This is a genomic window from Afipia clevelandensis ATCC 49720, from assembly GCF_000336555.1.
In the GTDB taxonomy this organism is placed as follows: domain Bacteria; phylum Pseudomonadota; class Alphaproteobacteria; order Rhizobiales; family Xanthobacteraceae; genus Afipia; species Afipia clevelandensis.
In genome coordinates this window covers 3,688,101-3,714,121 of sequence record NZ_KB375281.1, presented here as the reverse complement: position 1 = coordinate 3,714,121, position 26,021 = coordinate 3,688,101, and the positions used below count along the sequence as shown (strand labels likewise).

At 62.1% G+C, this 26,021-nt stretch carries 20 protein-coding genes; 12 read left to right on the top strand and 8 right to left on the bottom strand.

Features of this window, described 5'->3' with window-relative positions; all coding sequences use genetic code 11:
• Positions 1 to 3: 3 nt before the first annotated feature.
• The 5 genes from HMPREF9696_RS17740 to HMPREF9696_RS17720 are packed head-to-tail and all read left to right on the top strand — an operon-like array spanning position 4 to position 5,446.
• On the top strand, positions 4 to 741 hold the full coding sequence (locus tag HMPREF9696_RS17740; RefSeq protein ID WP_002714423.1) for a CpaD family pilus assembly protein: 738 nt from the start codon (positions 4 to 6) through the stop codon (positions 739 to 741).
• Entirely contained in the window at positions 738 to 2,000 is a 1,263-nt protein-coding gene (locus HMPREF9696_RS17735) for a CpaE/TadZ family protein (protein ID WP_002714422.1), read from the top strand. Before HMPREF9696_RS17740 ends, HMPREF9696_RS17735 begins: the two co-directional genes overlap by 4 nt.
• 22 nt (positions 2,001 to 2,022) lie before the next feature.
• Positions 2,023 to 3,474 carry a TadA family conjugal transfer-associated ATPase gene (locus HMPREF9696_RS17730; RefSeq protein WP_002714421.1) on the top strand — a complete coding sequence of 484 codons (1,452 nt, stop codon included), beginning with the start codon at positions 2,023 to 2,025 and terminating at the stop codon, positions 3,472 to 3,474.
• 10 nt (positions 3,475 to 3,484) lie between these two features.
• On the top strand, positions 3,485 to 4,456 hold the full coding sequence (locus HMPREF9696_RS17725) for a type II secretion system F family protein (protein WP_002714420.1): 972 nt from the start codon (positions 3,485 to 3,487) through the stop codon (positions 4,454 to 4,456).
• A 12-nt stretch (positions 4,457 to 4,468) separates the two neighbouring features.
• Positions 4,469 to 5,446, top strand: a complete 978-nt coding sequence (locus tag HMPREF9696_RS17720) for a type II secretion system F family protein (protein WP_040302148.1) — start codon at positions 4,469 to 4,471, stop codon at positions 5,444 to 5,446.
• Positions 5,447 to 5,507: 61 nt separating this feature from the next.
• Here HMPREF9696_RS17720 and HMPREF9696_RS17715 read toward each other — a convergent pair whose 3' ends face one another.
• Positions 5,508 to 6,302 carry a tetratricopeptide repeat protein gene (locus HMPREF9696_RS17715; protein WP_002714418.1) on the bottom strand — a complete coding sequence of 265 codons (795 nt, stop codon included), beginning with the start codon at positions 6,300 to 6,302 and terminating at the stop codon, positions 5,508 to 5,510.
• Between the two features lie 213 nt (positions 6,303 to 6,515).
• On the opposite strand from HMPREF9696_RS17715, the gene HMPREF9696_RS17710 reads away from it, so the two are divergent.
• On the top strand, positions 6,516 to 7,898 hold the full coding sequence (locus HMPREF9696_RS17710) for a leucyl aminopeptidase family protein (protein ID WP_002714417.1): 1,383 nt from the start codon (positions 6,516 to 6,518) through the stop codon (positions 7,896 to 7,898).
• Positions 7,891 to 8,769, top strand: coding sequence for a C40 family peptidase (locus tag HMPREF9696_RS17705; protein ID WP_002714416.1), 879 nt, complete (start codon positions 7,891 to 7,893; stop codon positions 8,767 to 8,769). The genes HMPREF9696_RS17710 and HMPREF9696_RS17705 overlap by 8 nt, the downstream gene beginning before the upstream one ends.
• 116 nt (positions 8,770 to 8,885) lie before the next feature.
• On the opposite strand, the gene HMPREF9696_RS17700 is transcribed toward HMPREF9696_RS17705, so the two are convergent.
• The 6 genes from HMPREF9696_RS17700 to HMPREF9696_RS17675 form a co-directional block, all read right to left on the bottom strand.
• Positions 8,886 to 10,523, bottom strand: a complete 1,638-nt coding sequence (locus tag HMPREF9696_RS17700) for an ABC transporter ATP-binding protein (RefSeq protein ID WP_174309501.1) — start codon at positions 10,521 to 10,523, stop codon at positions 8,886 to 8,888.
• 7 nt (positions 10,524 to 10,530) lie between these two features.
• On the bottom strand, positions 10,531 to 11,709 hold the full coding sequence (locus HMPREF9696_RS17695; protein ID WP_002714414.1) for an ABC transporter permease: 1,179 nt from the start codon (positions 11,707 to 11,709) through the stop codon (positions 10,531 to 10,533).
• On the bottom strand, positions 11,706 to 12,815 hold the full coding sequence (locus HMPREF9696_RS17690; RefSeq protein WP_002714413.1) for a microcin C ABC transporter permease YejB: 1,110 nt from the start codon (positions 12,813 to 12,815) through the stop codon (positions 11,706 to 11,708). Before HMPREF9696_RS17690 ends, HMPREF9696_RS17695 begins: the two co-directional genes overlap by 4 nt.
• Positions 12,816 to 12,818: 3 nt before the next feature.
• Positions 12,819 to 14,729, bottom strand: coding sequence for an extracellular solute-binding protein (locus HMPREF9696_RS17685; protein ID WP_002714412.1), 1,911 nt, complete (start codon positions 14,727 to 14,729; stop codon positions 12,819 to 12,821).
• Entirely contained in the window at positions 14,726 to 16,612 is a 1,887-nt protein-coding gene (locus HMPREF9696_RS17680) for an extracellular solute-binding protein (protein WP_002714411.1), read from the bottom strand. Before HMPREF9696_RS17680 ends, HMPREF9696_RS17685 begins: the two co-directional genes overlap by 4 nt.
• 218 nt (positions 16,613 to 16,830) lie before the next feature.
• Positions 16,831 to 17,382: a c-type cytochrome gene (locus HMPREF9696_RS17675; RefSeq protein ID WP_002714410.1), complete on the bottom strand. Its 552-nt coding sequence runs from the start codon at positions 17,380 to 17,382 to the stop codon at positions 16,831 to 16,833.
• A gap of 210 nt (positions 17,383 to 17,592) precedes the next feature.
• Between HMPREF9696_RS17675 and HMPREF9696_RS17670 the strand changes: the two genes are divergently transcribed.
• Positions 17,593 to 18,327 carry a 3-deoxy-manno-octulosonate cytidylyltransferase gene (locus HMPREF9696_RS17670; RefSeq protein ID WP_002714409.1) on the top strand — a complete coding sequence of 245 codons (735 nt, stop codon included), beginning with the start codon at positions 17,593 to 17,595 and terminating at the stop codon, positions 18,325 to 18,327.
• Positions 18,324 to 19,187 carry a prephenate dehydratase gene (locus HMPREF9696_RS17665; RefSeq protein WP_002714408.1) on the top strand — a complete coding sequence of 288 codons (864 nt, stop codon included), beginning with the start codon at positions 18,324 to 18,326 and terminating at the stop codon, positions 19,185 to 19,187. Before HMPREF9696_RS17670 ends, HMPREF9696_RS17665 begins: the two co-directional genes overlap by 4 nt.
• 81 nt (positions 19,188 to 19,268) lie before the next feature.
• Here HMPREF9696_RS17665 and HMPREF9696_RS17660 read toward each other — a convergent pair whose 3' ends face one another.
• Entirely contained in the window at positions 19,269 to 20,288 is a 1,020-nt protein-coding gene (locus tag HMPREF9696_RS17660; protein WP_040301578.1) for an LLM class flavin-dependent oxidoreductase, read from the bottom strand.
• Positions 20,289 to 20,725: 437 nt separating this feature from the next.
• Between HMPREF9696_RS17660 and metF the strand changes: the two genes are divergently transcribed.
• From metF to metH, 3 genes are all read left to right on the top strand, one after another.
• A complete protein-coding gene (metF, locus tag HMPREF9696_RS17655) occupies positions 20,726 to 21,637 on the top strand; it encodes a methylenetetrahydrofolate reductase [NAD(P)H] (RefSeq protein WP_002714405.1) in 912 nt (303 codons plus the stop codon).
• A gap of 88 nt (positions 21,638 to 21,725) precedes the next feature.
• A complete protein-coding gene (locus HMPREF9696_RS17650) occupies positions 21,726 to 22,112 on the top strand; it encodes an endonuclease domain-containing protein (RefSeq protein WP_002714404.1) in 387 nt (128 codons plus the stop codon).
• A 14-nt stretch (positions 22,113 to 22,126) separates the two neighbouring features.
• On the top strand, positions 22,127 to 25,984 hold the full coding sequence (gene metH, locus HMPREF9696_RS17645; RefSeq protein WP_002714403.1) for a methionine synthase: 3,858 nt from the start codon (positions 22,127 to 22,129) through the stop codon (positions 25,982 to 25,984).
• Positions 25,985 to 26,021: the final 37 nt, after the last annotated feature.

Here is a 26,021-nt window from a genome sequence, read left to right as displayed (position 1 = left end):
GCAATGACGACGCGAGGACCCAATCTCAAGCGCACCCTGCGCATCGCAGCCGCCCTTCTCGGGGCGTCTGCCGCGTTAGGGGCCTGCACCCATACCGATCAGGACACTGTCACGGGCAGTATTCCGAACGACTATCGCCTGCGTCATCCGATCGTGGTGCAGGAAGCCAACCGCACCACGGAAGTCTTCGTCGGCACGGGCCGCGGCGGCCTCACGGCCGCGCAGCGCTCAGACATCGCGGGGCTTGCGGAGACATGGCTGCGCGAAGGTACCGGCGGGATCATTATCGACATGCCCGTGAATACGCCGAATGCACGCGTCGCGGCGGACTCGCTGCGCGAGATTCGCGGCATTCTGGCTGCGGCAGGCGTTCCGCCGCACGGTGTCACCATCAGGAATTACCGGCCGACCGATCCGCGCCAGTTCGCAACCATCCGCGTCAACTATCCGCGAATCACGGCGGATGCCGGCCCCTGCGGCGTATGGCCGGAAGATCTCGGCCCATCCATCAAGAACAAGGGCTATCTGGAGAACCGGCCCTACTACAATCTCGGCTGCGCCAGCCAGCGCAATCTCGCGGCGATGGTCGACAATCCGTCCGACCTTGTGCAGCCGCGCGCCGAAACACCGGCCTATACGCCACGCCGCAACGTCGCCTTCGACAAATATCGCAAGGGCAACACCACGACCACGACCTATCCTGAAGCCGACAAGGCCAAACTGAGCGAAGTGGGCAAATGATCAGTTACGCGCGTCAAGATCAGGAAGACGGAACGGCCTCCACCGCCGCCGAGGAGCATATCGCTCCGGCGCCGCGCGTGTCCGTTCAGGCCTTCTGCGAAACGGTCGAAACGGCCGCGGCCGTCCAGTCCGCGGGCGAGGATCGCCGGCTCGACAAGGCGCATCTCAAGATTCAGATGGGCGGCATGACGGCGGCCATCGAAGCCTACCGGACTGCGCCCACGCCGAACGTCATCCTGCTTGAAACCGAGGGACGCAACGACGTTCTCTCCGGCCTCGACCAGCTTGCCACGGTCTGCGACGCAGGAACCCGTGTGATCGTCGTCGGGCGCGTCAACGACGTCGTGCTGTACCGCGAACTCGTCCGGCGCGGCATCAGCGACTATCTGATCGCGCCGGTCGCGCCGCTCGACATCGTCCGCGCGGTGTGCGGCCTGTTTTCGGTGCCCGAGGCCAAGGCGGTCGGGCGGATCATCGCGATTGTCGGCGCCAAGGGCGGCGTCGGCGCGTCCACCGTGGCCCATAATGTGGCCTGGGCGATCGCTCGCGATCTCGCGCTGGATTCGGTGGTCGCCGATCTCGACCTCGCCTTTGGAACGGCAGGCCTCGACTACAATCAGGACCCTCCGCAGGGTATCGCGGATGCCGTGTTCTCTCCGGATCGCATTGATACCGCCTTCGTCGATCGCCTGTTGTCCAAGTGCACCGACCATCTCAGCCTGCTCGCCGCCCCGGCGACGCTGGATCGCGTCTACGACTTCGGCTCGGAGGCCTTCGATTCGATTTTCGATACGCTGCGCACGACCATGCCCTGCATTGTGCTGGACGTTCCGCATCAATGGTCCGGATGGACCAAGCGCGCACTGGTGGGCGCCGACGATATCCTGATCGTCGCAAACCCCGACCTTGCGAATCTGCGCAACACCAAGAACATGTTCGATACGCTAAAGGCTGCGCGCCCCAACGATCGCCCGCCGCTCTACTGCATCAATCAGGCGGGCATTCCAAAGCGTCCCGAAATCTCGACCAGCGAATTCGCGAAAGCCATCGAAAGCCAGCCGATCGTGACCATTCCGTTCGAGCCGCAGATTTTCGGCGCGGCGGCGAACAATGGTCAGATGATCGCTGAAATCGCGGCCAACCACCGCACCACTGAAATGTTCCTGCAGATTGCGCAGCGCCTGACCGGCCGCGGCGAAGCCAAAAAGCCGCGCAATTCGTTTCTGGCGCCATTGCTCGGAAAGTTGCGGGCCAAATAATTGATCGTGTGGAGTTGTCGTCGTGTTTGGTAAGCGTAGCGGATCAGAAGCCGATGTCCGGACCGCACCGATCCCGGATCGTGTGCAGGAGACGGCGCCTGCGGCTGCGCGCGCAGCGCCGGCAAATGTCGCCTCGCCTCCGCTCGCGCCTGCGCGGGCTCCGGTCCCGGCGCCGGTGGAAGCCCGGCGTTCGGATTCCTACTATCAGACCAAGGCGACCATCTTCGGCGCCCTGATCGAGGCCATCGACCTCGCCCAGCTCTCCAAGCTCGACGTCGAATCGGCGCGCGAGGAAATCCGCGACATCGTCAACGAGATCATCGCGATCAAGAACATCGTGATGTCGATCGCCGAGCAGGAAGAACTGCTCGACGACATCTGCAACGACGTTCTCGGCTATGGCCCGCTGGAGCCGCTGCTGGCGCGCGACGATATCGCCGACATCATGGTCAATGGCGCCGGCACCGTCTTTATCGAAGTCGGCGGCAAGATTCAGAAGACCGGCATCCGGTTTCGCGACAACCAGCAATTGCTCAACATCTGCCAGCGTATCGTCAGCCAGGTCGGACGCCGCGTCGACGAATCCTCGCCGATCTGCGACGCGCGCCTCGCCGACGGCTCCCGCGTCAACGCCATCGTGCCGCCGCTGGCGATCGACGGGCCCGCGCTGACCATCCGCAAATTCAAGAAGGACAAGCTGACTCTCGATCAGCTCGTCAAGTTCGGCGCGATCTCGCCTGAGGGCGCGCAGATCCTGCAGATCATCGGTCGTGTCCGCTGCAACGTGCTGATTTCGGGCGGTACCGGCTCGGGCAAAACCACGCTGCTAAATTGCATGACCAACTATATCGACGAGGACGAACGCATCATCACCTGTGAAGACGCCGCAGAACTTCAACTGCAGCAGCCGCATGTGGTCCGTCTCGAAACACGCCCGCCCAACATCGAAGGCGAAGGCCAGATCACCATGCGCGATCTGGTGAAGAACTGCCTGCGTATGCGCCCTGAACGCATCATCGTCGGCGAAGTCCGCGGACCCGAGGCATTCGACCTGCTGCAGGCGATGAACACGGGTCACGACGGCTCGATGGGCACGCTCCACGCCAACAATCCCCGCGAAGCGCTGTCCCGCGTGGAGTCCATGATCACCATGGGCGGCTACTCGCTGCCATCGCGGACCATTCGCGAGATGATCTGCGCGTCCATCGACGTGATTGTTCAGGCCGCGCGTCTTCGCGACGGCTCCCGCCGCATCACCCACATCACCGAAATCATGGGGATGGAAGGCGATACGATCATCACGCAGGACATCTTCCTCTATGACATGATGGGCGAGGATCTGAACGGAAACATCCTCGGCCGCCATCGCTCGACCGGCATCGGCCGTCCGCGATTCTGGGAACGCGCACGTTATTACGGCGAGGAGAAGCGGCTGGCTGCCTCGCTCGATGCCGCCGAAGTGGCCAGCGTGTAAAGGCGCGGCCATGAACATACAGACGCTGGCACTGGCGTTCCTCACCATGGTGACGGTGGGCGGGCTCGCGTGGGTTTTCATTTACCCGTTGCTGTCCGGAGAAAAGAAAGCCGAGAAACGCCGCGCCTCGTTCGCGCAGGCCCAGCCAGCGCTCCGCGTCGACGACCGCGTGCGCGCGCGCCGCGTTCAGGTCGAGGAATCCATGAAGGAGATGGAGCAGCGGCTGGCGCAGTCCCAGAAGCTGACGATCGAAGCCCGGATCTCGCAAGCCGGCCTCGCATGGACCAAGCAACAGTTCATGATCGGCTCCGGCGTTTTCGGCGCGGTGATCATGGCCGTGTCCTTCTTCGGAGGCGTGCCGCTGCTGCCCGCGTTCGGCTTCGCGTTCGCGGCGGCTTTCGGATTGCCGCGATGGTTGCTCGGCTTCCTCAAGAAGCGCCGCGAGGCGAAGTTTCTCGATGCCCTGCCCGATGCTGTCGACGTGATCGTTCGCGGCATCAAGGCCGGCCTGCCGCTGTTTGAATCGCTCAAGGTCGTCGCGGCGGATTCGCCGGAACCGCTGCGGAGCGAATTCAACGCCATCATCGAAACCCAGACCATCGGCATGCCGCTCGGCGAGGCCTGTCAGCGTCTTTACGAGCGCATGCCGCTGCCGGAAGCCAATTTCTTCGGCATTGTGATCGCGATCCAGAGCAAGTCGGGCGGCAATCTTTCCGAAGCGCTCGGCAATCTCTCGAAGGTGCTGCGCGACCGCCGGAAGATGGCTGCGAAAATTCAGGCAATGTCGATGGAAGCAAAGGCCTCCGCGGGCATCATCGGCGCGCTTCCGCCCATCGTGATGATCATGGTCTACATCATGGTGCCAGAATACATCTCGCTGCTTTGGACTCATCCGACCGGACGGCTGATGCTGGCCGGCTGCGCGATGTGGATGGGAATGGGCATTCTGGTCATGAAGAAAATGATCAACTTCGACTTCTGACGAGGCACCATGCTGGTCGATCTTCTCATCGAGAAATTTCACGACATCCGGTTCATGACCATGCTGCTGTCGGCGATCGCCGCCGCGGCAACCGCCTATGCGCTGGTGTCCCCGATGTTCGCCGGCGAAGGCCTCAACAAGCGCATGAAGGCGGTCGCCAGCGAGCGCGAGCGCATGCGTCAGCGCGAGCGCGAGCGGCTCAACCGCAACGAGAAGGTCTCGCTGCGCCAGGCTCCCAAGCAACTGGTGCAGAGGGTTGTCGATGATTTCAATCTCGGCAAATGGGTGGCCCAGGAAGAAGCACGCGAGAAACTTGTCATGGCCGGTTATCGCGGCCAGGCGCCCTATATCACATTCCTGTTCTTCCGGCTGGTGATGCCGATTGTATTCCTGGTCGGCGCGGTCCTCTATGTGTTCGTGCTGTCGAACATGCAGCAGCCGACTCCGATGAAGATCGGTATGTGTCTGGGCGCAACATGGCTCGGCATGCAGGCTCCGATGCTGTTCCTGAAGAATGCCATCACCAAGCGGCAACTTTCGATCAAGCGCGCGTTTCCGGATGCACTCGACCTTCTGCTGATCTGCATCGAATCCGGCATGTCGATCGAGGCCGCGTTCCGCCGGGTCGGCCAGGAAATCGGCAGCCAATCGATCCCGCTGGCGGAAGAATTCTCGCTAACCACGGCGGAACTGTCCTATCTGCAGGACCGCAAGATGGCCTACGAGAACCTTGCCAAGCGCACCGGCACCGAAGGCGTGAAGTCGGTCTGTCTGGCCCTGCAGCAGTCGGAACGCTACGGTACGCCGCTCGGCCAGACGCTGCGCGTGATGGCGCAGGAAAACCGCGACATGCGCATGAACGAGGCCGAAAAGAAGGCCGCCGCGCTGCCCCCGAAGCTCACGGTGCCGATGATCGTGTTTTTCCTGCCGGTGCTGTTCGTGGTCATTCTCGGGCCCACCGGCATCAAGGTCTCCGAATACATGAAGTAGCGCGGCGGCGGTGCGCCGCCGCTGGCTTGCTTGCTTCTACGATTCGGTTTTCTTCGCTTTATCAGCGATCGGAATTGAACGCAGCGGTTTTCTGCTGCCGCCCGTCGCGACTGAGCATCTGCCGTAGATAGGCGACATTGGCTTCCGCCTCGGCGGCGGGCAAATCAGCCTTCACGATGGACTCGGCTTCGGCGAAGCGGCCCTGCAGGCCGACCACCAGCGCGAGGTTCTGACGCACTCGGCTGTCTGTCGAGCCGCGGTTATAGGCCCGGCGCAGGACCGACTCGGCCTTCGGCAGATCCTTGGACAGAACGTAGGACAGCCCGAGATTGGACAGCACCGACGGCTCCTCGGGAGCGATCTTCAGTGCGCTCGCATAGTAGCGGCGGGCTTCCTCGTGCTTGCCCATCTGATCGAGCGTGGTGCCCTGCACCGAAAGGATGCGCCAGTCAGGATTGGCAGGCGAGTGCGCACTGCCAAGCGTATCGAAGGCCTGCTTGAAGTTTCCATTGTCGGCCAGCGCACGTCCATAGGCGGCGAGCAACGCCTTGTTTCCGGGATTGGCGATGGTGGCCTGTTCCATAACGGCGACGGCCTGCTGACGTTGGCCGTTCTGACGCAGGGCCTGCCCGTATTGAAGCGCTGCATCGGCGTCGCGCGGATTGGCGCGGTAGCGCTCGCCAAGAACGTGGATCGCGTCAGCCGACGCTTGACCGGGAACGGCTTCTGCCCGCGCATTGAGCGATCCGGTGACCTCCGGCGAACGTGCGGTCTGGCAACCTGCCAGCCCCGTGACGAGCAGCGCCGCGACGGCAGCGGAGCCGAGAAACCGGGCAAACGGAGACGGATTACGCATGACGCATGGACTCGCTATCGAGGGGAGGCGAAGCCGGATATCGCAGCAATAGAGCGTTAACCCTAATGCATGGTTAACCTGTAGCCTTTCCCTGCCCCATCCGGTCCGAGAACTCACCGAAATCTCACGTCAAAACATGGCTTCGGCCCCGCTGCACGGCATCGCGGCGCTGCTATAGTGCCGCTCACCGCCTTCCCGCTCCCCAGGACGATCATGCACACTGCTTTCACGAGTTCCCCCGATACCCGCCCCGTTCCGATTACCTTTGCCGCCAAGTCCACCTGGGATTCGATCCGCGCCACCCTTCCGGCAGGTGCCCAGCGGTTCGCGACGGCCAATGCTTTCGCAGCCAAGCCCGGCCAGTATCTGGCGCTGCCTGCGGATGACGGATCGCTTGCACATGTCCTGTTCGGGATCGAGGATCAGGCCAGTGAATGGCGCGATCTGTTCAGGCCCGGCCAATTGCCCGGTCTGCTGCCGGCGGGCACCTACAGCTTTGCCAATGCGCCGCATGACACGCGGCTCGCCACACTGGCCTTCGCGCTCGGAAGTTATCGGTTCAATCGCTATCGCAAGAACGACGCGCCCGGCGCGAAACTCGTTCCGCCTGAAGGCCTGGACATGGCCGAGATCACCCGCATGGCGGAAGCGGCAGCAATGGCGCGCGATTTAATCAATACGCCCGCGAACGACATGGGCCCGGATGAATTGGCGCAGGCCGCGCAGACGCTCGCAGAAAAGTTCGGCGCCAAATATAGCGCCATCGTCGGCGACGACCTGCTGAAGCAGAACTTTCCGCTGATCCACGCCGTCGGCATGGCATCTACCCGCGCGCCGCGCTTGATCGATATCATCTGGGGCGATGCATCGCATCCGAAAATCACGCTGGTCGGCAAGGGCGTCTGCTTCGATACCGGCGGCCTCGATCTGAAGCCATCGAGCGGCATGCTGATCATGAAGAAGGACATGGGCGGCGCAGCGAATGTGCTCGCGCTGGCGCAGATGATTATGGATGCGAAGCTCAAGGTGCGGTTGCGCGTGCTGATCCCGGCCGTGGAAAATTCGGTCGCGGGCAACGCCTTCCGGCCGCTCGACATTTTTCCCTCGCGCAAGGGCGTCAATGTCGAGATCGGCAACACTGACGCTGAAGGCCGTCTCGTGCTGGCCGACGCACTGGCCCTGGCAGATGAGGAGAAGCCCGATCTGCTGATTGATCTCGGCACACTGACCGGTGCTGCGCGCGTGGCGCTGGGACCGGATCTGCCGCCCTATTACACCAACGACGAGACACTCGCCGCCGACGTCGCGCGCCACGCACGCGACGAGAACGATCCATTGTGGCGAATGCCGCTGTGGATGCCCTATGATTCCTGGCTGGATTCCAAGACCGCGAATCTCAACAACGCGCCCGGCGGCACATTCGCAGGCTCGATCACCTGCGCGCTGTTCCTCAAGCGCTTTGTCGAGAGTGCCAAAAGCTGGCTTCATGTCGATATCTATGGCTGGACGCCGAGCGCGAAGCCCGCGCGGCCCGAAGGCGGTGAATGTCAGGCCGCGCGTGCAATCTACAAACTCCTGAGCGAGCGCTATGGCTGATACGGCTTTCGATCCCAGTCTGGATCCACGGCTGACGCCGGCGCGGCCCGATCTCGCCGCAAAACATCTTGAAGGCAAGGTGACCGCCGCACGGTTTGCCGACGGCATCGAGTTCGAGATTTTCGACCCCGTCGCGCCGGTCCGCCGCGCGCCGTCACACGCGGCCGCGCTCGACACCGAAGCGCTGAAGGGCGAGCGGGTCATGATCTATGAACGGGACGCGGAAGGATGGGCCTGGGGCCAGCTCAAGTCCGACGGCTATGTCGGGTGGCTTCCCGACATCGCGCTGGTACAGCCACGCACAATTCCAACGCACAAGGTCACCGCGCTTCGCACATTTGCGTTTCCAGGACCGTCGATCAAGCTGCCTCCAACAGAGATTTTGCCGCTTGGCGCGCAGATCGAGATCGTGAAAATCGACGGCGCGTTCGCTATCACCAGCCAGCGGCACTATCTGCCCGCGCAGCATGTCGCGCCGCTCGGCACCCGCGAACCGGACTTTGTTGCGGTCGCGGAACGCTTTATCGGCACGCCCTATCTGTGGGGAGGCCGCACAAGTCTCGGGATTGATTGCTCCGGTCTCGTTCAGACGTCGCTCGCGGCCACCGGCATCAAGGCTCCCCGCGACAGCGACATGCAGGAAGCTGCCTTGGGGACAGCGCTCCCGCCATCGCAATGGCATGATCTCAAGCGCGGCGACCTGATTTTCTGGAAGGGACATGTGGCGATCGCGCGCGACGCGAGCACCATTGTCCACGCCAATGCGCATCATATGGCCACCGCCATCGAGCCGATACAGGTGGCCATCGCACGGATCAGGGCGGCGGGAAGCGAGTTGACGAGCGTGAAGCGGCTGACAATGTCGTCCTGAGAGATGGCTCCGACGTCATTGCGAGCGAAGCGAAGCAATCCACTCTTTGCAACTCACGACAAGATGGATCGCTTCGTCGCTCCGCTCCTCGCAATGACGAGGAAAGAGTAGAAAAACTACATCTCCGGTGCGATGGTCGGTGCGGCCTCGATGTTGAAGGCCGCCGCGAACAGGGCCCGCGTGTAATCGGTCTTCGGATTCTTGAACAGGTCCGCCGCCGCGCCCTGCTCCACCACCTTGCCATTGCGCATCACGATCAGGTTGCTGGCGAGCGAGGCCACCACCCGCAGATCGTGCGAAATGAACATGTAGGTCAGATCGCGTTTGCGCTGCAGGTCCCGCAACAGATCGACCATCTGCGCCTGAAACAGCATGTCGAGCGCGCTGGTCGGCTCATCGAGCACGACAAAGCTCGGCTCCAGCACGACCGCGCGGGCGATGCTGATGCGCTGGCGCTGACCGCCGGAAAATTCATGCGGATAGCGAAAGCGCGTCGCCGGATCGAGACCGACGTCGGTCAGGGCCTTGACCACCCGCGCCTCGCGCTCATCGGCATTCAGCGAGGGCTGATGCACACCGAGACCTTCGGTGATGATGTCACCCACCGACATGCGCGGACTGAGGGCGCCGAACGGGTCCTGAAACACGATCTGCATGTCGCGGCGGACCGGACGCATCTCCTTGAACTTCAGGCCCTGAATATCCTTGCCGAGAAACACAATCGGCCCGTTCGACGAAATCAGGCGCAGCAAAGCGAGGCCCAATGTTGTCTTGCCCGAGCCCGACTCGCCGACGACGCCGAGGGTTTCGCCCTGACGGACAGAGATGCTGACGCCATCGACTGCCTTGATGTGGCCGACAGTCTTGCGCAGCAGCCCGCGCCTGATCGGAAACCAGACCTTGAGATCGTCCGAAGACATCACCACCGGCGCATCGGGCCGCGGCGGCGCGGGGTCCGGCTTCGGCTCCGCCGCGAGCAGCGCCTTGGTATAGGGGTGCCTGGCTGCGGTGAACACCTGCTCTACGGGCCCCTGCTCGACGATCTTGCCGTTGTTCATCACACAGACGGTGTCGGCGATGCGCCGCACGATGCCGAGATCGTGGGTGATGAACAACATGCTCATGCCGAGCCGCGCGCGGATTTCCGCGAGCAGCTTGAGAATCTGTGCCTGCACGGTCACGTCCAGCGCCGTGGTCGGCTCATCCGCGATCAAAAGGTCCGGCTCGTTCGCCAGCGCCATGGCGATCATCACGCGCTGGCGCTGGCCGCCGGATAACTGGTGCGGATAGCTGGCGAGCCGGGTCTCGGGTTCGGGAATCCCGACCTGCGTCAGCAATTCCAGCGTCCGCTCGCGCGCCTTGGCGCCGCGCACGCCGGTATGAAGCTGGATCACTTCGGCAATCTGCGCTTCGATGGTGTGCAGCGGATTGAGCGAGGTCATCGGCTCCTGAAAGATGATCGAGATATCGTTGCCGCGAATGCCGCGAATCTCGTTCTCGCTCATGCCGAGCAGGTCCTGCCCCTTGAAGCGGATGCTCCCGGTTGGATGGTGCGCCGTCGGATAGGGCAACAGCTTCAGCACCGATAGCGCGCTGACCGATTTTCCTGAGCCGGATTCGCCGACCAGCGCGACGCACTGCCCGCGCTCAATCGAAAACGAGATCTTGTCAACCGCGATGTTTTCCGACCCGCCCTGACGGAAGGCCACCGAAAGGTCCCGCACATCGAGCAAAGGCTGGTTGATCGAGTCCAACATGTTCTTACCTGAACGTCTTGCGCGGATCGAAGGCATCGCGCACGCCCTCGCCGATAAAAATCAGGAGCGACAGCATGATCGCCACCGCGAAGAAGCCGGTGAAACCGAGCCACGGCGCCTGCACATTGGCCTTGCCCTGCGACAGCAACTCGCCCAGCGAAGGCGAGCCCGGCGGCAGGCCGAAGCCGAGGAAATCCAGCGCCGTCAACGTCATCACCGAAGACGAGACGATGAACGGCAGGAACGTCATGGTCGCCACCATCGCATTCGGCAGCAGATGCCGGAACATGATGGTGGCATTCGAGACGCCGAGCGCACGCGCCGCTTGAATGTATTCAAAATTACGCCCGCGCAGGAATTCCGCGCGGACAAGGCCGACCAGCGACACCCACGAGAACAATAGCAGGATGCCGAGCAGCACGAAGAATCCGGGCACCAGCACCGACGACAGGATCAGCAGCAGATAGAGCGAGGGAATCGCGGTCCACACCTCGATGAAGCGCTGGAACAAAAGATCGACCCAGCCGCCGAAATAGCCCTGGATTCCGCCGGCCGCGATGCCGATCACCGACGACACGATCGTCAGCGCTAGCCCGAACAGCACGGAAATGCGGAAGCCATAGATCAGGCGCGCGACCACGTCGCGGCCCTGATCGTCGGTGCCGAGCCAGTTGTATTCAAGGTCGCGGCAGCCGCGCAGACCTTTCTTCTCCACGACGGCCTTGCACTGCGCCTCCGTCAGCATCCATGTCGGCGGCGACGGCGCCGGTGTCGGCAGATCGAGATTGTGCGTGCCGTAGGAATAACGGATCAGCGGCCAGAGCACCGTCCCGTTCTTCTCCTTGATCAGCTTCTGCAGATAGGGATCGCGGTAGTCCGCCGCTGTCTCGAAGTCGCCGCCGAACGCGGTTTCCGGATAGGTCACGAAGGCCGGGAAATACAGCTTGCCGTCGAACTTGATCAGGAACGGGCGGTCGTTGGCGATCAATTCGGCGAACAGCGAAATGAAAAACAGCAGGCCGAAAATCCAGAACGACCAGTAGCCCCGCCGGTTGGACTTGAAATTGCGCCAGCGGCGCTGATTGAGCGGCGAGACACCGAGCGGGTGACGCGAAGGCGGCACGGCCTCTCCGATCGGGGACTGGACTGTTTCTTCAACGGATGAGGCGGGCACGGCAGTCATACCTCGCGCGCCTCAAAGTCGATGCGCGGATCAATCCACATATAGGCGAGATCCGAGATCAGGTTCACCACAAGACCGACCAGCGAGAAGATGAACAGCGTGCCGAACACCACCGGATAATCGCGGTTGAGCACGCTTTCAAAGCCAAGAAGACCGAGACCGTCGAGCGAGAAAATGGTTTCGATCAGGAGCGAACCGGAAAAGAAGGCGTGAATGAACGCGCTCGGAAAACCGGCAATCACGATCAGCATGGCGTTGCGAAAGATATGCCCGTAAAGCACCTGCGGTTCGCTGCACCCCTTGGCGCGGGCGGTCATGACATATTGCTTGCGGATTTCATCGAGGAACGAGTTCTTGGTCAGCAGCGTCATGGTGGCGAAGGCACCGAGCGCCATCGAGACCAGCGGCAGGGTGATATGCCAGAAGTAATCGGTGATCTTCTGATACCACGGCATCTGCGACCAGCCGTCCGAGGTCAGGCCTCGCAGCGGGAAAATGTCGAAGAACGATCCGCCCGCGAACAGGATGATGAGGAGGATCGCAAACAGAAAGCCGGGAATTGCGAACCCGATGATGATGATGCCCGATGTCCAGGTGTCGAACTTCGATCCGTCACGCACCGCCTTGCGGATGCCGAGCGGAATCGAGATCAGATAGGTCAAGAGCGTCATCCAGATGCCGAGCGACATCGACACCGGCAGCTTTTCCTTGATGAGCTGAATCACGCTGACATCGCGAAAATAGCTCTTGCCGAAATCGAACCGCGCGAAATTCCAGACCATCAGCGCGAAGCGTTCCGGCGCGGGCTTGTCGAACCCGAACTGCTTTTCAAGGCTCTTGACGAAATCGGGATCGAGGCCCTGCGCGCCGCGATACTTCGAAGACACGGCGTCGGCAGATGCCCCCGCCTGCGGCCGCGAGGCGAAATCGCCGCCAGATGAGCCGGAAATGCGCGAGCTTGCGCCGGTGTCGGAGCCGGACAATTGCGCGATCACCCGCTCCACGGGCCCGCCCGGCGCGAACTGCACCACGACGAAAGACACGAACAGGATGCCCAGCAATGTGGGAATCATCAGCAGGATGCGGCGTGCGATATACGCGGTCATGGATTATTTCGCCTGCCCGGGTTTCGTTGCACCATGCCCGGCCTGCTCCGGCTTCCTAGCTTTCACCTCGTCGCTCCACCACAGATCCGGCGTACCCACGCCGCTGGCGTAACGCGGAATGTTCGCCGGATGCCCGAACACATCCCAGTAGGCAATGCGATGGCTGGCGGAATACCATTGCGGCACCCAATAGCGCCCCGCGCGGAACACACGATCGAACGCCCGGCAGGCGATACGCAATTCATCGCGGTTTTCCGCGGCGATGATCCGCTCGATCAGCGCGTCTATGGCAGGGCTCTTGATGCCGGACAGATTTTGCGAACCTTTCACATCCGCGACCTGCGACGAGAAGAACGTCCGCATCGCGTCCCCCGGCGTCGATGACATGCTGAAGCGCTGGATCGCGGTGTCGAAATCGAAATCGTCGACACGGGCGCGGAACTGCACCGGATCGACCAGCCGCACGCTGGCCTCGATCCCGAGCACGCCGAGATTCTTGATGTAGGGCGCGTGATGCGCCTGGAAGGCAGGCTCGTCCAGCAGGAACTCGATGCGGAAGACCTCGCCGTTCGGCAGCCGCCGCTTGCCGTCCTTGATCGGATAACCCGCATCCAGCAGTAACTGCGAGGCCTTGCGCAGCAGCGCGCGGTCCTGCCCCGATCCGTCGGTGACCGGCGGCACAAACGGCGCGCCGAACACTTCATCCGGCACCTGCCCGCGGAACGGCTCCAGCAGCTTCAATTCTTCCGGTGGCGGCGGGCCTTCGGCCATCAGGTCGGAATTCTGGAACGGCGAAACGGTGCGCGCATAGGCGCCGTACATGATGGTCTTGTTGGTCCACTCGAAATCGAAGGCGTTGATCAAGGCCTCGCGCACGCGCGGATCCTTGAACTGCGCACGGCGCATATTGAGAAACCAGCCTTGTGCGCCGGATGGCGTCTCGTCCGGCAGCTTCTCCTGTTTGACGCGGCCATCCTTGATCGCGGGAAAATCATAGCGCGTATTCCAGATGCGCGCGGTGAATTCCTCGCGGTAGAGATAGTTGCGGCCGGTGAAACCCTCGAACGCCACATCGCGGTCACGATAGAATTCGTAGCGCACGATGTCGAAGTTGAAGGCACCGCGCGACACCGGCAGGTCTTTCGCCCACCAGTCCTTGACGCGCTCGTATTCGATATAGCGTCCGGCCTCGAAGCGGCCGACCTTGTAAGGCCCGGAGCCGAGCGGGATGTCGAGAGTCGATTCCTCGAATGGCTTCTTGTCGTAATAGGCTTTGGAAAAGATCGGCAGCCCGGCGACATAGAGCGGCACGTCGCGGCCCCGCTTGGGCGCGAAGGTCACTGTCACCGCCGCGTCGTCGCCGGCTTCCGCCTTCAGCATGTCACGCAACTGCTGCTGGATAATCGGATGGCCCTTTTCCTTGAGCACGGACAGCGAAAACGCCACATCCTTCGCGGTGATCTTCGTACCGTCGTGAAACTTTGCTTCCGGCCGCAGCGTGAAGCGATAGGTCAGCTTGTCCGGCGATATCCGGACCGAACGTGCGACCAGGCCATACATCGCATCCGGCTCATCGCCCGCACGCACCATCAGCGACGCGAACGTCTGATCCATGCCGAACGCGCCGTCCCCCTTCAGAATGAAGCTGTTCAGCGAATTGAAGGTCTGGAACGAGGTGTTGTAGGACCGCAGCGAGGGCACGGTGGAGAACACCCCGCCTTTCGGCGCGCTGACATTGACGTAATCGAAATTCTTGAAGTCGGCTGGATATTTCAGATCGCCGAACGCCGACATGCCGTGGGATTCGGGCGCTCCGTCGACGGACGATTGAGCCATGACGCCGCGCGACGTCCACGCCGCAGCCATGGCGCTGCCGCCAAGCACGAGAACGCGCCGCCGCGAGAGCCCGGTCAAGAACGCCTGCCGATCTTGTCAGCCTTCTCCTTGTCGTACCACCAGAGCGATGGCAGACCGGAACGGCCGTATTTCGGAAGCGGCGCGTGGCTGAAGCGATCCCACCGGGCGTAACGCATGAAGCCATAGGTGAACTGCGGCACGACGTAATAGTGCCAGAGCAGCACGCGATCGAGCGCCTTGGTCGCGGCGACCAGCGTCTCGCGATCGGCCGCATAGATGATCTTGTCGATCAGCTTGTCGATCACCGGATTCTTGATGCCGATAGTGTTGCGCGAGCCGGGAATGTCCGCCGCCTGCGAGCCCCAGAAATCGCGCTGCTCGTTGCCGGGCGAGAGCGACTGGCCCCAGACATCCGAGATGATGTCGTAATCGAAATTGCGCACCCGGTTCTGATACTGCGCATCGTCCACAGTGCGCACGTTCACAGTGATGCCGAGCCGCTCCAGCGACGGCTTGTAGAACAGCACGATGCGCTCGAACGAGGGATTGTCGAGCAGGAATTCGACTACGACCGGCGAGCCGTCCTTCCTGACCAGCTTGCCCTCGCGCACTTCATAGCCCGCTTCGCGCAGAAGCCGCGTCGCATTGCGAAGGTTGTCGCGCACCTTCTCCGGATCGCCACCGACCGGATTCTCATAGGGCTTGGCGATTACCTCCGGCGGGATGTCGCCGTAGACTTCTTTCAGGATCTCGAATTCCCTCTGCACCGGCACGCCGGAGCTGGCGAGTTCGGTGCCCTCGAAGTAGCTGTTGATGCGCTTGTACTTGCCGTAAAAAAGTTGCTTGTTCATCTCCTCGAAGTCGAACGCGTAGTTGAACGCGCGGCGCACGCGCTTGTCGGCGAACAACTCGCGACGGATGTTGAAGGCGAAGCCCTGCATGCGGCCGGAGTCGTTGATCGGGAATTCCTCCAGCACCACACGCTTTTCCTTCACCGCGGGAAAGTCGTAGGCAGTGGCCCAGCTCTTGGCCGACGACTCGACAGTCCAGTCCGCCTGATCGGCCTTGAACGCTTCGAGCGACACCGTGGTGTCGCGGAAAAACTCGAACCGCATCTCGTCGAAATTCTGCTGGCCGATACGTACCGGCGTGTTCGCGCCCCAGTAATTCTTCACCCGCTCCATGGTCACGGAGCGGCCGGCGACGAAATCCTTCACCGCATACGGCCCCGAGCCCAGCGGCTTCTCCAGCGTGGTCGCGCCGATGTCACGCTTGCGGCCTTCGCTGTCGGTGCCCTCCCACCAGTGCTTCGGCAGGACGATGAGTTCGCCCACGATGCTCGGTAGTTCGCGATTGCCCGGCGCGTCGAAGGTGAACTTGATCTCGTGCGAACCTGTCTTTTCCGCCTTCACCACATGCTTGTAGTAGGACGAATACATCGGGCTGTATTTCTTCAGCACCTCCAGCGAGAACAGCACGTCTTCCGGCGTCACCGGCTTGCCGTCGTGCCAGCGTGCTTCCTTGCGCAGGCGATAGGTGACCCACGAAAAATCATCGGGATGCATCGCCGCTTCGGCCAGCAGGCCGTATTTGGTGCTGGCCTCATCGAGCGACTGTGTCATCAGGGGTTCGTAGATCAGCATGACAGCCGGGGCGATGCTGCCCTTCACGCCTGCAACCGCGAAATTGAAGTTGTCGAAGGTGCCGATGGAAATCTGCCGCGCGGTGCCGCCCTTCGGCGCATCCGGATTGACGTAGTCGAAATGCTTGAAGCCGGCGGGATATTTGATATCGCCGAACAGCGACAGCGCGTGCTTCCATTCCGGTGCTTGTGTCTGCGCGCCTGCGGACGCAATGACATCCAGCCCTGTCGCCTTCAGCATCGGAACCGTGGCGACAAACGCACCGCTTTGAAGAAGGCCGCGCCGGGAAATGCTCAAATCGAATGTTCCTATGGCTGGGCGAAAAGGACTGCCCTTGCAACGTCTTGGCCGATTATGTCGGTTTTTGGATATGACGCCAGCCTGTTGCCGCAGCTTCTTTGCGGCGAAATGTCCGGCGCGAAAAGAACAGCAATTGCAACGCAAAACGGCCAGGCAAGCCTGGCCGTTTTCGGGATTAAATTTCGGTCATCACAACCGGATCGCTGGCCGCCAGCTCACTTGCTCGCGGTCGGCAGTGGCACCGGGGTGTCTGCCAGCGTACGCAGGTAGGCAATCAGGTCGGCGCGCTCGCTGTCCTTGCTGATACCGGCGAAGCCCATCGCGGTGCCGGGAATGAAGCCCTTCGGGCTGGTGATGAACTTGTTGATGGCCTCATAGGTCCACTTGCCGCCCTTGCCCTTCATTGCGGCGGAGAAGTTGAAGCCGTTACGGCCGTGGCCGATCTCGTCCTCGATCACGCCATAGAGGTTTGGACCCACCTTGTTCGGGCCGTTCTTCTCGAAGGTGTGACAGGCGGCGCACTTCTTGGAAGCAGCAGCGCCCTTTTCGACCGAGGCGGTCTGGAGCAGCTTTTCGATCGGCTCGGCCGGCGCGGCAGCTGCGGCCGCTCCACCGGTGCCTTCGGCTTCCTTCACTGCGATCTCGAAGCCGGGCTTTTCCAGCTTCTTCGGCGAGAAAATCGCGTTTGCGGCCATGTTGGTCGCCAGCAGAACGAGGCAGGTGCCAAGCACTGCGCCCATGATCTTGTTGAGTTCGAAGGAGTCCATTTTGGATCAGGCTCCGGGGCCGTTGGGTCGATGTCTGCGGCCGGGAAATGGCCATGAAATTTACTACCGGCAGCCGTCGTGCGGCGCAATACTGGCAGCGGGATCGAGATAACGGTTTGCCTGCCTTCTGGCAACCCGTATAAACGCGCGACCCTTTGAAAACGCCCGTTATTTCCTCACAAATCTGGCTGTCCGAGCCGCCTGCTTCCGATGACAAAAACCCGCGCTCTGGTGCTGATTCCCGCCCGCATGGCCGCAACGCGCCTGCCGGGCAAGCCGCTGCTGGACATCGGCGGTCTGCCGATGATCGTCCAGGTCGTTCGCCGGGCGGAAGCAGCCCGAATCGGACGGGTGGTGGTGGCCACCGACTCGGCGGACATCGCGGCTGCCGTGACCAGCCATGGCGGCGAAGCGGTCATGACCCGCGCCGACCATCCGTCCGGCTCCGACCGGATTTTCGAGGCGCTTCAGACCCTCGACGGCGCTGGCGAGATCGACACCATCATCAATGTGCAGGGCGATCTGCCCACCATCGACCCGGATGCGGTCCGGGCCGTGCTATCGCCCTTCGACGATCCGCAGGTCGACATCGCCACCCTCGCCGCCGTCATCACGAAGGACGAGGAACAGACCAATCCCAATGTGGTGAAAGTGGTCGGATCGCCGCTCGGCGTCACCCGGCTGCGGGCGCTGTATTTCACCCGCGCAACCGCGCCTTACGGTGACGGCCCGCGCTATCATCATATCGGCCTCTATGCCTATCGGCGCAGCGCGCTGGCGCGGTTCGTGGCCTTGCCGCCCTCGCCGCTGGAGCTCCGCGAAAAGCTCGAACAGTTGCGCGCGCTGGAAGCCGGCATGCGGATCGACGTGACCGTGGTTGACACGGTGCCGCTGGGCGTCGATACGCCTCATGACCTTGAGACCGCACGGCGGATGTTACGATGACCCAACCGATGAAAATCGCCTTCCAGGGCGAACCCGGCGCCAACTCGCACATCGCGATCCAGGAAGCGTTCCCTGACGCGATCCCGCTGCCCTGCGCCACCTTCGAGGACGCGCTGGCGGCGATCTCGTCCGGCGAAGCGGCGCTCGGCATGATCCCGATCGAGAACTCGCTGGCCGGGCGCGTCGCCGACATCCACCACCTGTTGCCGCAGTCGGGCCTCTTCATTGTCGGGGAATGGTTTCTGCCGATCCGCCATCAGTTGATGGGACCGCGCGGCGCCAGGCTCGGCGATATCAAGACGGTGGAGAGTCATGTCCACGCCATCGGCCAGTGCCGCAACATCATCCGCAAGCTCGGCATCAAGGCGATCGTCGCCGGCGACACCGCAGGCGCCGCGCGCCTGATTGCAGAACGCGGCGACAAGCATTGCGCCGCCATCGCCTCGCGCCTCGCGGCGGACATTTACGGCCTCGACATTCTCGCCGAAGACATCGAGGATGAAGCTCACAATACCACGCGCTTCGTGATTTTAGCGCGCGAACAGCTCTGGGCCGAACAGGGTTCGGGCGCGCTCGTGACGACATTCGTCTTCCGCGTCCGCAACCTCCCTGCCGCGCTCTACAAGGCGCTCGGCGGCTTCGCCACCAACGGCGTCAATATGACCAAGCTGGAAAGCTACATGGTGGAAGGCAACTTCTTCGCCACGCAGTTCTATGCCGATGTCGACGGCCATCCCGACGACCGCAATCTCGCCTTTGCGCTGGAAGAACTGAAGTTCTTCTCGAAGGAATTGCGCATTGTCGGCGTCTATCCGGCGCATCCGTTCCGCGTGGCGTTTACGGAAAAGGCGGCGGAGTAGAACGATCCCAAGCCTTTCGTCATGGCCGGGCTTGTCCCGGCAATGACAAACTTCAAGTTCAGCGCTTTTATAAAGAGACTCTTACGCCGCCGCCTGCTTGCCGAGGCCGAACGCATCGGCCAGCAAGGTGTAAGAACGCTTGCGGGCCTCATGATCGTAGGTCGCCGTGATCACCATCACCTCATCCGCCTTGCAGGTCTCGATCAGCGGCGCGATCTTGTCCATTACCGTTTGCGGTGAGCCGACGAACAGCCGGGAGCGGTTGCGCGCAATGCTGGCGCGATCCGCATCGGAATACGGATAGGTCTGCGCCTCCTCGATGCTCGGCAACGGGCGATATTGTCCACGATCGCGCAGAAGACGATTTAGATCGGCGGACATCGCAATCCTGTTCGCTTCCTCATCGGTCTCGGCCATGATCACCGCAATCGCCAGAATGGCGTAAGGCGTCTCGCGCCAGCGTGACGGCTTGAAATGCGCACGATAGTGAATCATCGAATCGGCGGCGTCATGCGAGGCGAAGTGATGCGCGAACGCGAAACCCATGCCGACCTGGGCGGCAAGCTGCGCGCTGTAGTCGCTCGACCCGAGCAGCCAGATCGGCGGCAGCGGCGCATCGTCCGGCATCGCAAAGACGTTGTTGTAAGGATGACCTTCGGGAAAGTTGCGCGTCTCCCACAGGGTCAGTTCGATCAGCCGCTCGATGAAATCGTCGCCGCCGCGCTGATCGAATCGCTGGCGCAGCGCGTGCATCGTGGTCTGGTCGGTGCCAGGGGCGCGGCCGATGCCAAGATCGATGCGGCCGGGAAACAGCGCTTCCAGCATCTTGAACCGCTCGGCCACCATGATCGGCGCATGGTTCGGCAGCATCACGCCGCCGGAGCCGACGCGGATCCGCTGCGTTGCCGCTGCGATCTGCCCGATCATGATTTCCGGCGCAGGCGATGCGACCGAGGCGAGGCTGTGATGCTCGGCCAGCCAGTAGCGCGTGTAGCCAAGCCGGTCGGCATGTTGCGCGAGGTCGATGCTGTTGCGCAGCGATTGCGAAGGCGGGGTGCCGGTGGTGACGACCGAAAGGTCGAGAACGGAAAGCGGGGTCATGACAGCCAAGCTAGTGGCTCTCCGGCAGCGGTCAAACCGCTGGCGCGCATGTCACCTCAGCCAGGCATGGCCAGATTGGTGTGGGCAAACAGTCAAGATAGTAAATGTGATTGGCAGTTTATGCCCACCGTAAAATGCGGAAAATCACTCTAAAATCGAAGAAATACCGCCATTTTCAACAATTTTTGAGCAAACTAGGGCCAGAAACGCCATGCTTCCATCCCCCTGCAGCCAAATCAATTGGCTGTATTGGGCAATTTCCCATCCCCATTTTGCACAGGTTGGGCTGTCGGATGTCCCCGTTTTCGCTTATTTTGTCCGGAACGGCGAAACGGTGACGAAGTCCGGCCCATAAGGCCGAATGAAGGCGCACCATGGCGCGAAGCGGCAAACCGGTCTGCCCCGCGCATCGCCACAAAAATTTGGAGCCACGAAGCGTGACGAGCGACACAGCCGCCCCTGCCGAACCACACGGACACAAGCGTCCGGCGATTTCGTTCGAGTTCTTTCCGCCGAAGACCGAGGACATGGAGCGTGGCTTGTGGGAGGTCATCAACCGGCTGGCGCCGCTGACACCTAACTTCGTCTCGGTGACCTATGGCGCGGGCGGATCGACCCGCGAGCGCACGCACGCGACCATCGCGCGCATTCTCGCCGAGACCAAGCTGACGCCAGCCGCGCACCTCACCTGTGTCGCCGCGTCGAAGGCCGACATTGATGACGTGGTGGCGCGCTATCACGATGTCGGCGTCCGTCACATCGTCGCGCTGCGCGGCGATCCGACCAGCGGCATCGGCACGCAGTATACCGCGCACCCCGACGGCTATCAGCAGTCGTCCGATCTCGTCGCCGCGATCAAGCGCAATCATCCCGACATGGAAGTCAGCGTGTCGGCCTATCCGGAAAAACATCCGGAGAGCGCCAGCCTCGATGCCGATATCGACGCGCTGAAGGCCAAGGTCGATGCCGGCGCGACGCGCGCCATCACCCAGTTCTTCTTCGACAACGATCTCTACTACCATTATCTCGACCGCGTGCGCGCGGCCGGCATCACCATTCCCATCGTGCCGGGCATCCTGCCGGTGCAGAACTTCAAGCTGGCGAAGAATTTCGCGACCCGTGCGGGCGCGACCATTCCGGACTGGCTGGAAGCCAAGTTTGAGGGCCTCGATGACGACGCCGATACGCGGCGCCTCGTGGCTGCCACCGTCGCAGCCGGTCAGGTGCAGAAGCTGGCCAAGCAGGGCGTCGAGAATTTCCACTTCTACACAATGAACCGCGCCGATCTCGTGTTCGCGATCAGCCACCTGCTCGGCATTCGCCCGGCCGGCGCGCAGAAGGCGGCGTGATTTGTTGTCAGGCTGCGCAGTTTCTTCCCCCTCTCCCCTTGGGGGAGAGGGTTGGGGTGAGGGGGTTCGGAAGCATCGCGAGACAACGATGACCGACAACACGTCACTTGCCCGAAGACTGCGGCGGCAACAAACCGATGCCGAACGCGTCCTGTGGCTGCGCCTCCGCGATCGGCGGCTGAACGGTTGGAAATTCAAACGGCAGGTACAGATCGACAAGTTCATCGCCGATTTCTACTGCGCCGAAGCAAAGCTAGTTATCGAACTCGATGGTGGGCAGCATGCGGTGCAAACGACTCAGGACGCAGAGCGCACGCAAATCCTGCAAGCGATGGGCTATCTCGTTCTCCGCTTCTGGAACAATCACGTTCTGACCAACATCGAAGGCGTGCTCGGCGAAATTCTTCAAACACTTTCGCCATTCGCATCCGTACCCCCTCACCCCAACCCTCTCCCCGACGGGGAGAGGGAGTAATATCGAGTCCGCTCATGTCATCCCGCCCCATATCCCCCATCGCTGAAAAGTTCCGCGCGCTTGCCCGCGAGAAAATCCTCGTGCTCGACGGCGCGATGGGCACCATGATCCAGGGCCTGCAGTTCGATGAAGCCGCGTTTCGCGGCGAGCGCTTCAACGACTTTCATCGCGACGTCAAGGGCAACAACGATCTTCTGATCCTGACGCAGGCGCAGGCCATCGAGGATATTCACTACGCCTACCTGAAGGCGGGCGCCGACATTGTCGCGACCAACACCTTCTCCTCCACCTCCATCGCGCAGGCCGACTACGACATGTCGGACCTCGCCTATGAGATGAACCGCGAGGGCGCGCGTCTTGCGCGCAACGCAGCGAAGCGCGCGGAAGCCGACGACGGCAAGCCGCGCTTTGTCGCCGGCGCGCTCGGCCCGACCAACCGCACAGCTTCGATTTCGCCGGACGTCGCCAATCCCGGCTATCGCGCGGTGACGTTCGACGATCTGCGGATTTCCTATAGCGAACAGATCAACGGGCTGCTGGATGGCGGCGCGGATCTGCTGCTGGTCGAAACCATCTTCGATACGCTGAACGCCAAGGCGGCGCTTTACGCCATTGCCGAGATCACGGAGGCACGCGGCATCCATGTACCGGTCATGGTGTCGGGCACCATCACAGACAAATCAGGCCGCCTGCTGTCCGGCCAGTTGCCGGAAGCGTTCTGGTATTCGGTCCAGCACGCCAATCCGATTACCATCGGCTTTAACTGCGCGCTCGGCGCGGAAGATCTGCGCGCGCATATCGCCGATATCGGCCGTGTCGCGGACACGCTTGTGTGCGCCTATCCAAACGCGGGCTTGCCGAACGAGTTCGGCCAATATGACGAGACGCCAGAGTATATGGCGCGCCTTGTCGGTGAATTCGCGCAGGCCGGTCTGGTCAACGTGGTCGGCGGCTGCTGCGGCACCACGCCCGCGCACATCAAGGCAATTGCGGACGCCTGCGCGCCGCATGAGCCGCGCATCGTTCCCGAAATTCCGCCGCTGCTGCGGCTCTCCGGCCTCGAGCCGTTCAATCTGACGTCCGACATTCCGTTTGTGAACGTCGGCGAGCGCACCAACGTCACCGGCTCGGCGCGTTTCCGCAAGCTGATCAAGAACGGCGACTACACCGCCGCGCTGCAGGTCGCCCGCGATCAGGTCGAGAACGGCGCGCAGGTGATCGACATCAACATGGATGAGGGCCTGCTCGATTCCAAGCAGGCGATGATCGACTATCTCAATCTTGTCGCCTCCGAGCCGGACATCGCCCGCGTGCCGGTGATGATTGACTCGTCGAAATTCGACGTGATCGAGGCCGGCCTGAAATGCGTTCAGGGTAAGCCTATCGTCAACTCGATTTCCATGAAGGAAGGCGAGGAAAAATTCCTGCACGAAGCCGCCATCGCGCGCCGTCACGGCGCGGCTGTGGTGGTCATGGCGTTCGACGAAGTCGGACAGGCCGATACGTTCGAGCGCAAAATCGAAATCTGCAAACGCGCCTATGACCTGCTGATCGAAAAGCTCGACTTCCCGCCTCAGGACATCATCTTCGATCCGAACATCTTCGCCATCGCCACTGGCCTTGAAGAGCATAACAATTACGGCGTCGATTTCATCGAAGCCACGCGCTGGATCCGCCAGAACCTGCCCCATGCGCATATTTCCGGCGGCGTCTCCAACCTGTCGTTCTCGTTCCGCGGCAACGAACCGGTGCGCGAGGCGATGCACTCGGTGTTCCTGTATCACGCCATCAAGGCGGGCATGGACATGGGCATCGTCAACGCCGGGCAGATGGTGATCTATGACGACATCGACGCCGAACTGCGTCAGGTCTGCGAAGACACAATTCTGAACCGCGATCCCGGCGCGTCCGAGCGGCTGCTTGAACTTGCGGAAAAATTCCGCGGCCAGGAAAAGCAGGAAAAGGTTCAGGATCTCGCTTGGCGTGAATGGCCGGTCGAAAAGCGCCTGAGTCATGCGCTGGTCAACGGCATCACCGAATATATCGACGCCGACACCGAAGCTGCGCGCCTGACCGTCGAGCGCCCGCTCAACGTGATCGAAGGTCCGCTGATGGACGGCATGAACATCGTCGGCGACCTGTTCGGCGCCGGCAAGATGTTCCTGCCGCAGGTGGTGAAGTCCGCGCGCGTGATGAAACAGGCAGTCGCCTATCTGATGCCATTCATGGAAGAGGAAAAAGCGCGCAATCAGGCCGCTGGCATTGCCGGTGACGGGCGCAACTCCGCCGGCAAGATCGTGCTCGCCACGGTGAAGGGCGATGTCCACGACATCGGCAAGAACATTGTCGGCATTGTGCTCCAGTGCAACAACTTCGAGGTGGTCGACCTCGGCGTCATGGTGCCTGCCTCCAAGATCATCGAGACTGCGAAGGCCGAGAACGCCGACATCATCGGCCTCTCCGGCCTGATCACGCCGTCGCTGGACGAGATGGTGTTCCTCGCCTCCGAGCTTGAGCGGCAGGGCCTCGATTTGCCGCTGCTGATCGGCGGCGCGACCACCAGCCGCGTGCATACCGCCGTGAAGATCGACCCGGCCTATCGGCGCGGCCCGGTGGTGCATGTCAACGACGCCAGCCGTGCCGTCGGCGTCGCCTCCTCGCTGCTCTCGCCCGAGAGGAAGGCGGAGTATGCCCGCGAGGTTCGCGCCGATTATGCGAAGATTTCAGCCGCGCATTTCAGGGCGCAGCAGAACAAGAACCGGCTGTCGCTAGCGGCGGCGCGCGCCAACGCGCACACAATCGACTGGAGCAAGACCCAGCCGAAAAAGCCCGCGTTCATTGGTCTCAAGAGCTTCAGCGATTATTCGCTGAAGGAACTGGCCGATTACATCGACTGGACGCCGTTCTTCCAGACATGGGAACTGGCGGGACGCTTCCCGGCCATCCTCGACGATCCCAAGGTCGGCGAAGCGGCGCGCGCGCTTTATGACGACGCGCGCAAGATGCTGGACCGGATCATTGAAGAAAACTGGTTCAAGGCCAACGCCACCATCGGCTTCTGGCCCGCGAATGCCGAGGGCGACGACATCGTGCTCTACAGCGATGAAGCGCGCACCAGGCCGATAACCACGCTGCACACGCTGCGCCAGCAACTCGAAAAGCGCGAAGGCCGTCACAACGCCGCGCTGTCCGACTTCATCGCGCCGGTGTCCAGCGGCGTGCCGGACTATATCGGCATGTTTGTGGTGACGGCGGGCATCGGAGAGGACGTGATCGCAGACCGCTTCAAGAACTCGAACGACGACTATTCATCCATCCTCGTGAAGGCGCTGGCGGACCGTCTGGCGGAAGCCTTCGCCGAGCGGATGCACGAGCGCGTGCGCAAGGAATTCTGGGGCTATGCGCCGGATGAAGATCTGTCCTCGGACGAGATGATCCGCGAAGAGTATCAGGGTATTCGCCCCGCGCCGGGCTATCCGGCGCAGCCCGATCACACCGAGAAGGCGACGCTGTTCAAGCTGCTCGATGCCGAGCGCACCGCGGGCGTGACGCTGACCGAGAGTTTCGCGATGTGGCCGGGCTCGTCGGTCTCGGGCCTCTATTTCAGCCATCCGGAAAGCTACTACTTCGGCGTCGGCAAGATCGAGCGCGATCAGGTTGAGGACTATGCCGAGCGCAAGGGCATGACCCCGGAGGAAATCGAGCGCTGGCTGGCGCCGATCCTCAACTACATTCCTTCGCGCGACGCACGGCCCGACGCTGACGAGCCGGATGTGGTGGACCTGCCGCTGGCGAAACATCCGCCGGGCTGCGCCTGCGCGATGCATCTGCGCATGAACGGAAAGCCGGTTGCGGACGCGGTTGCGCGTTAATGCCGAGTTGAGTGCAAGAAGGCGTCGCTGACTGTGC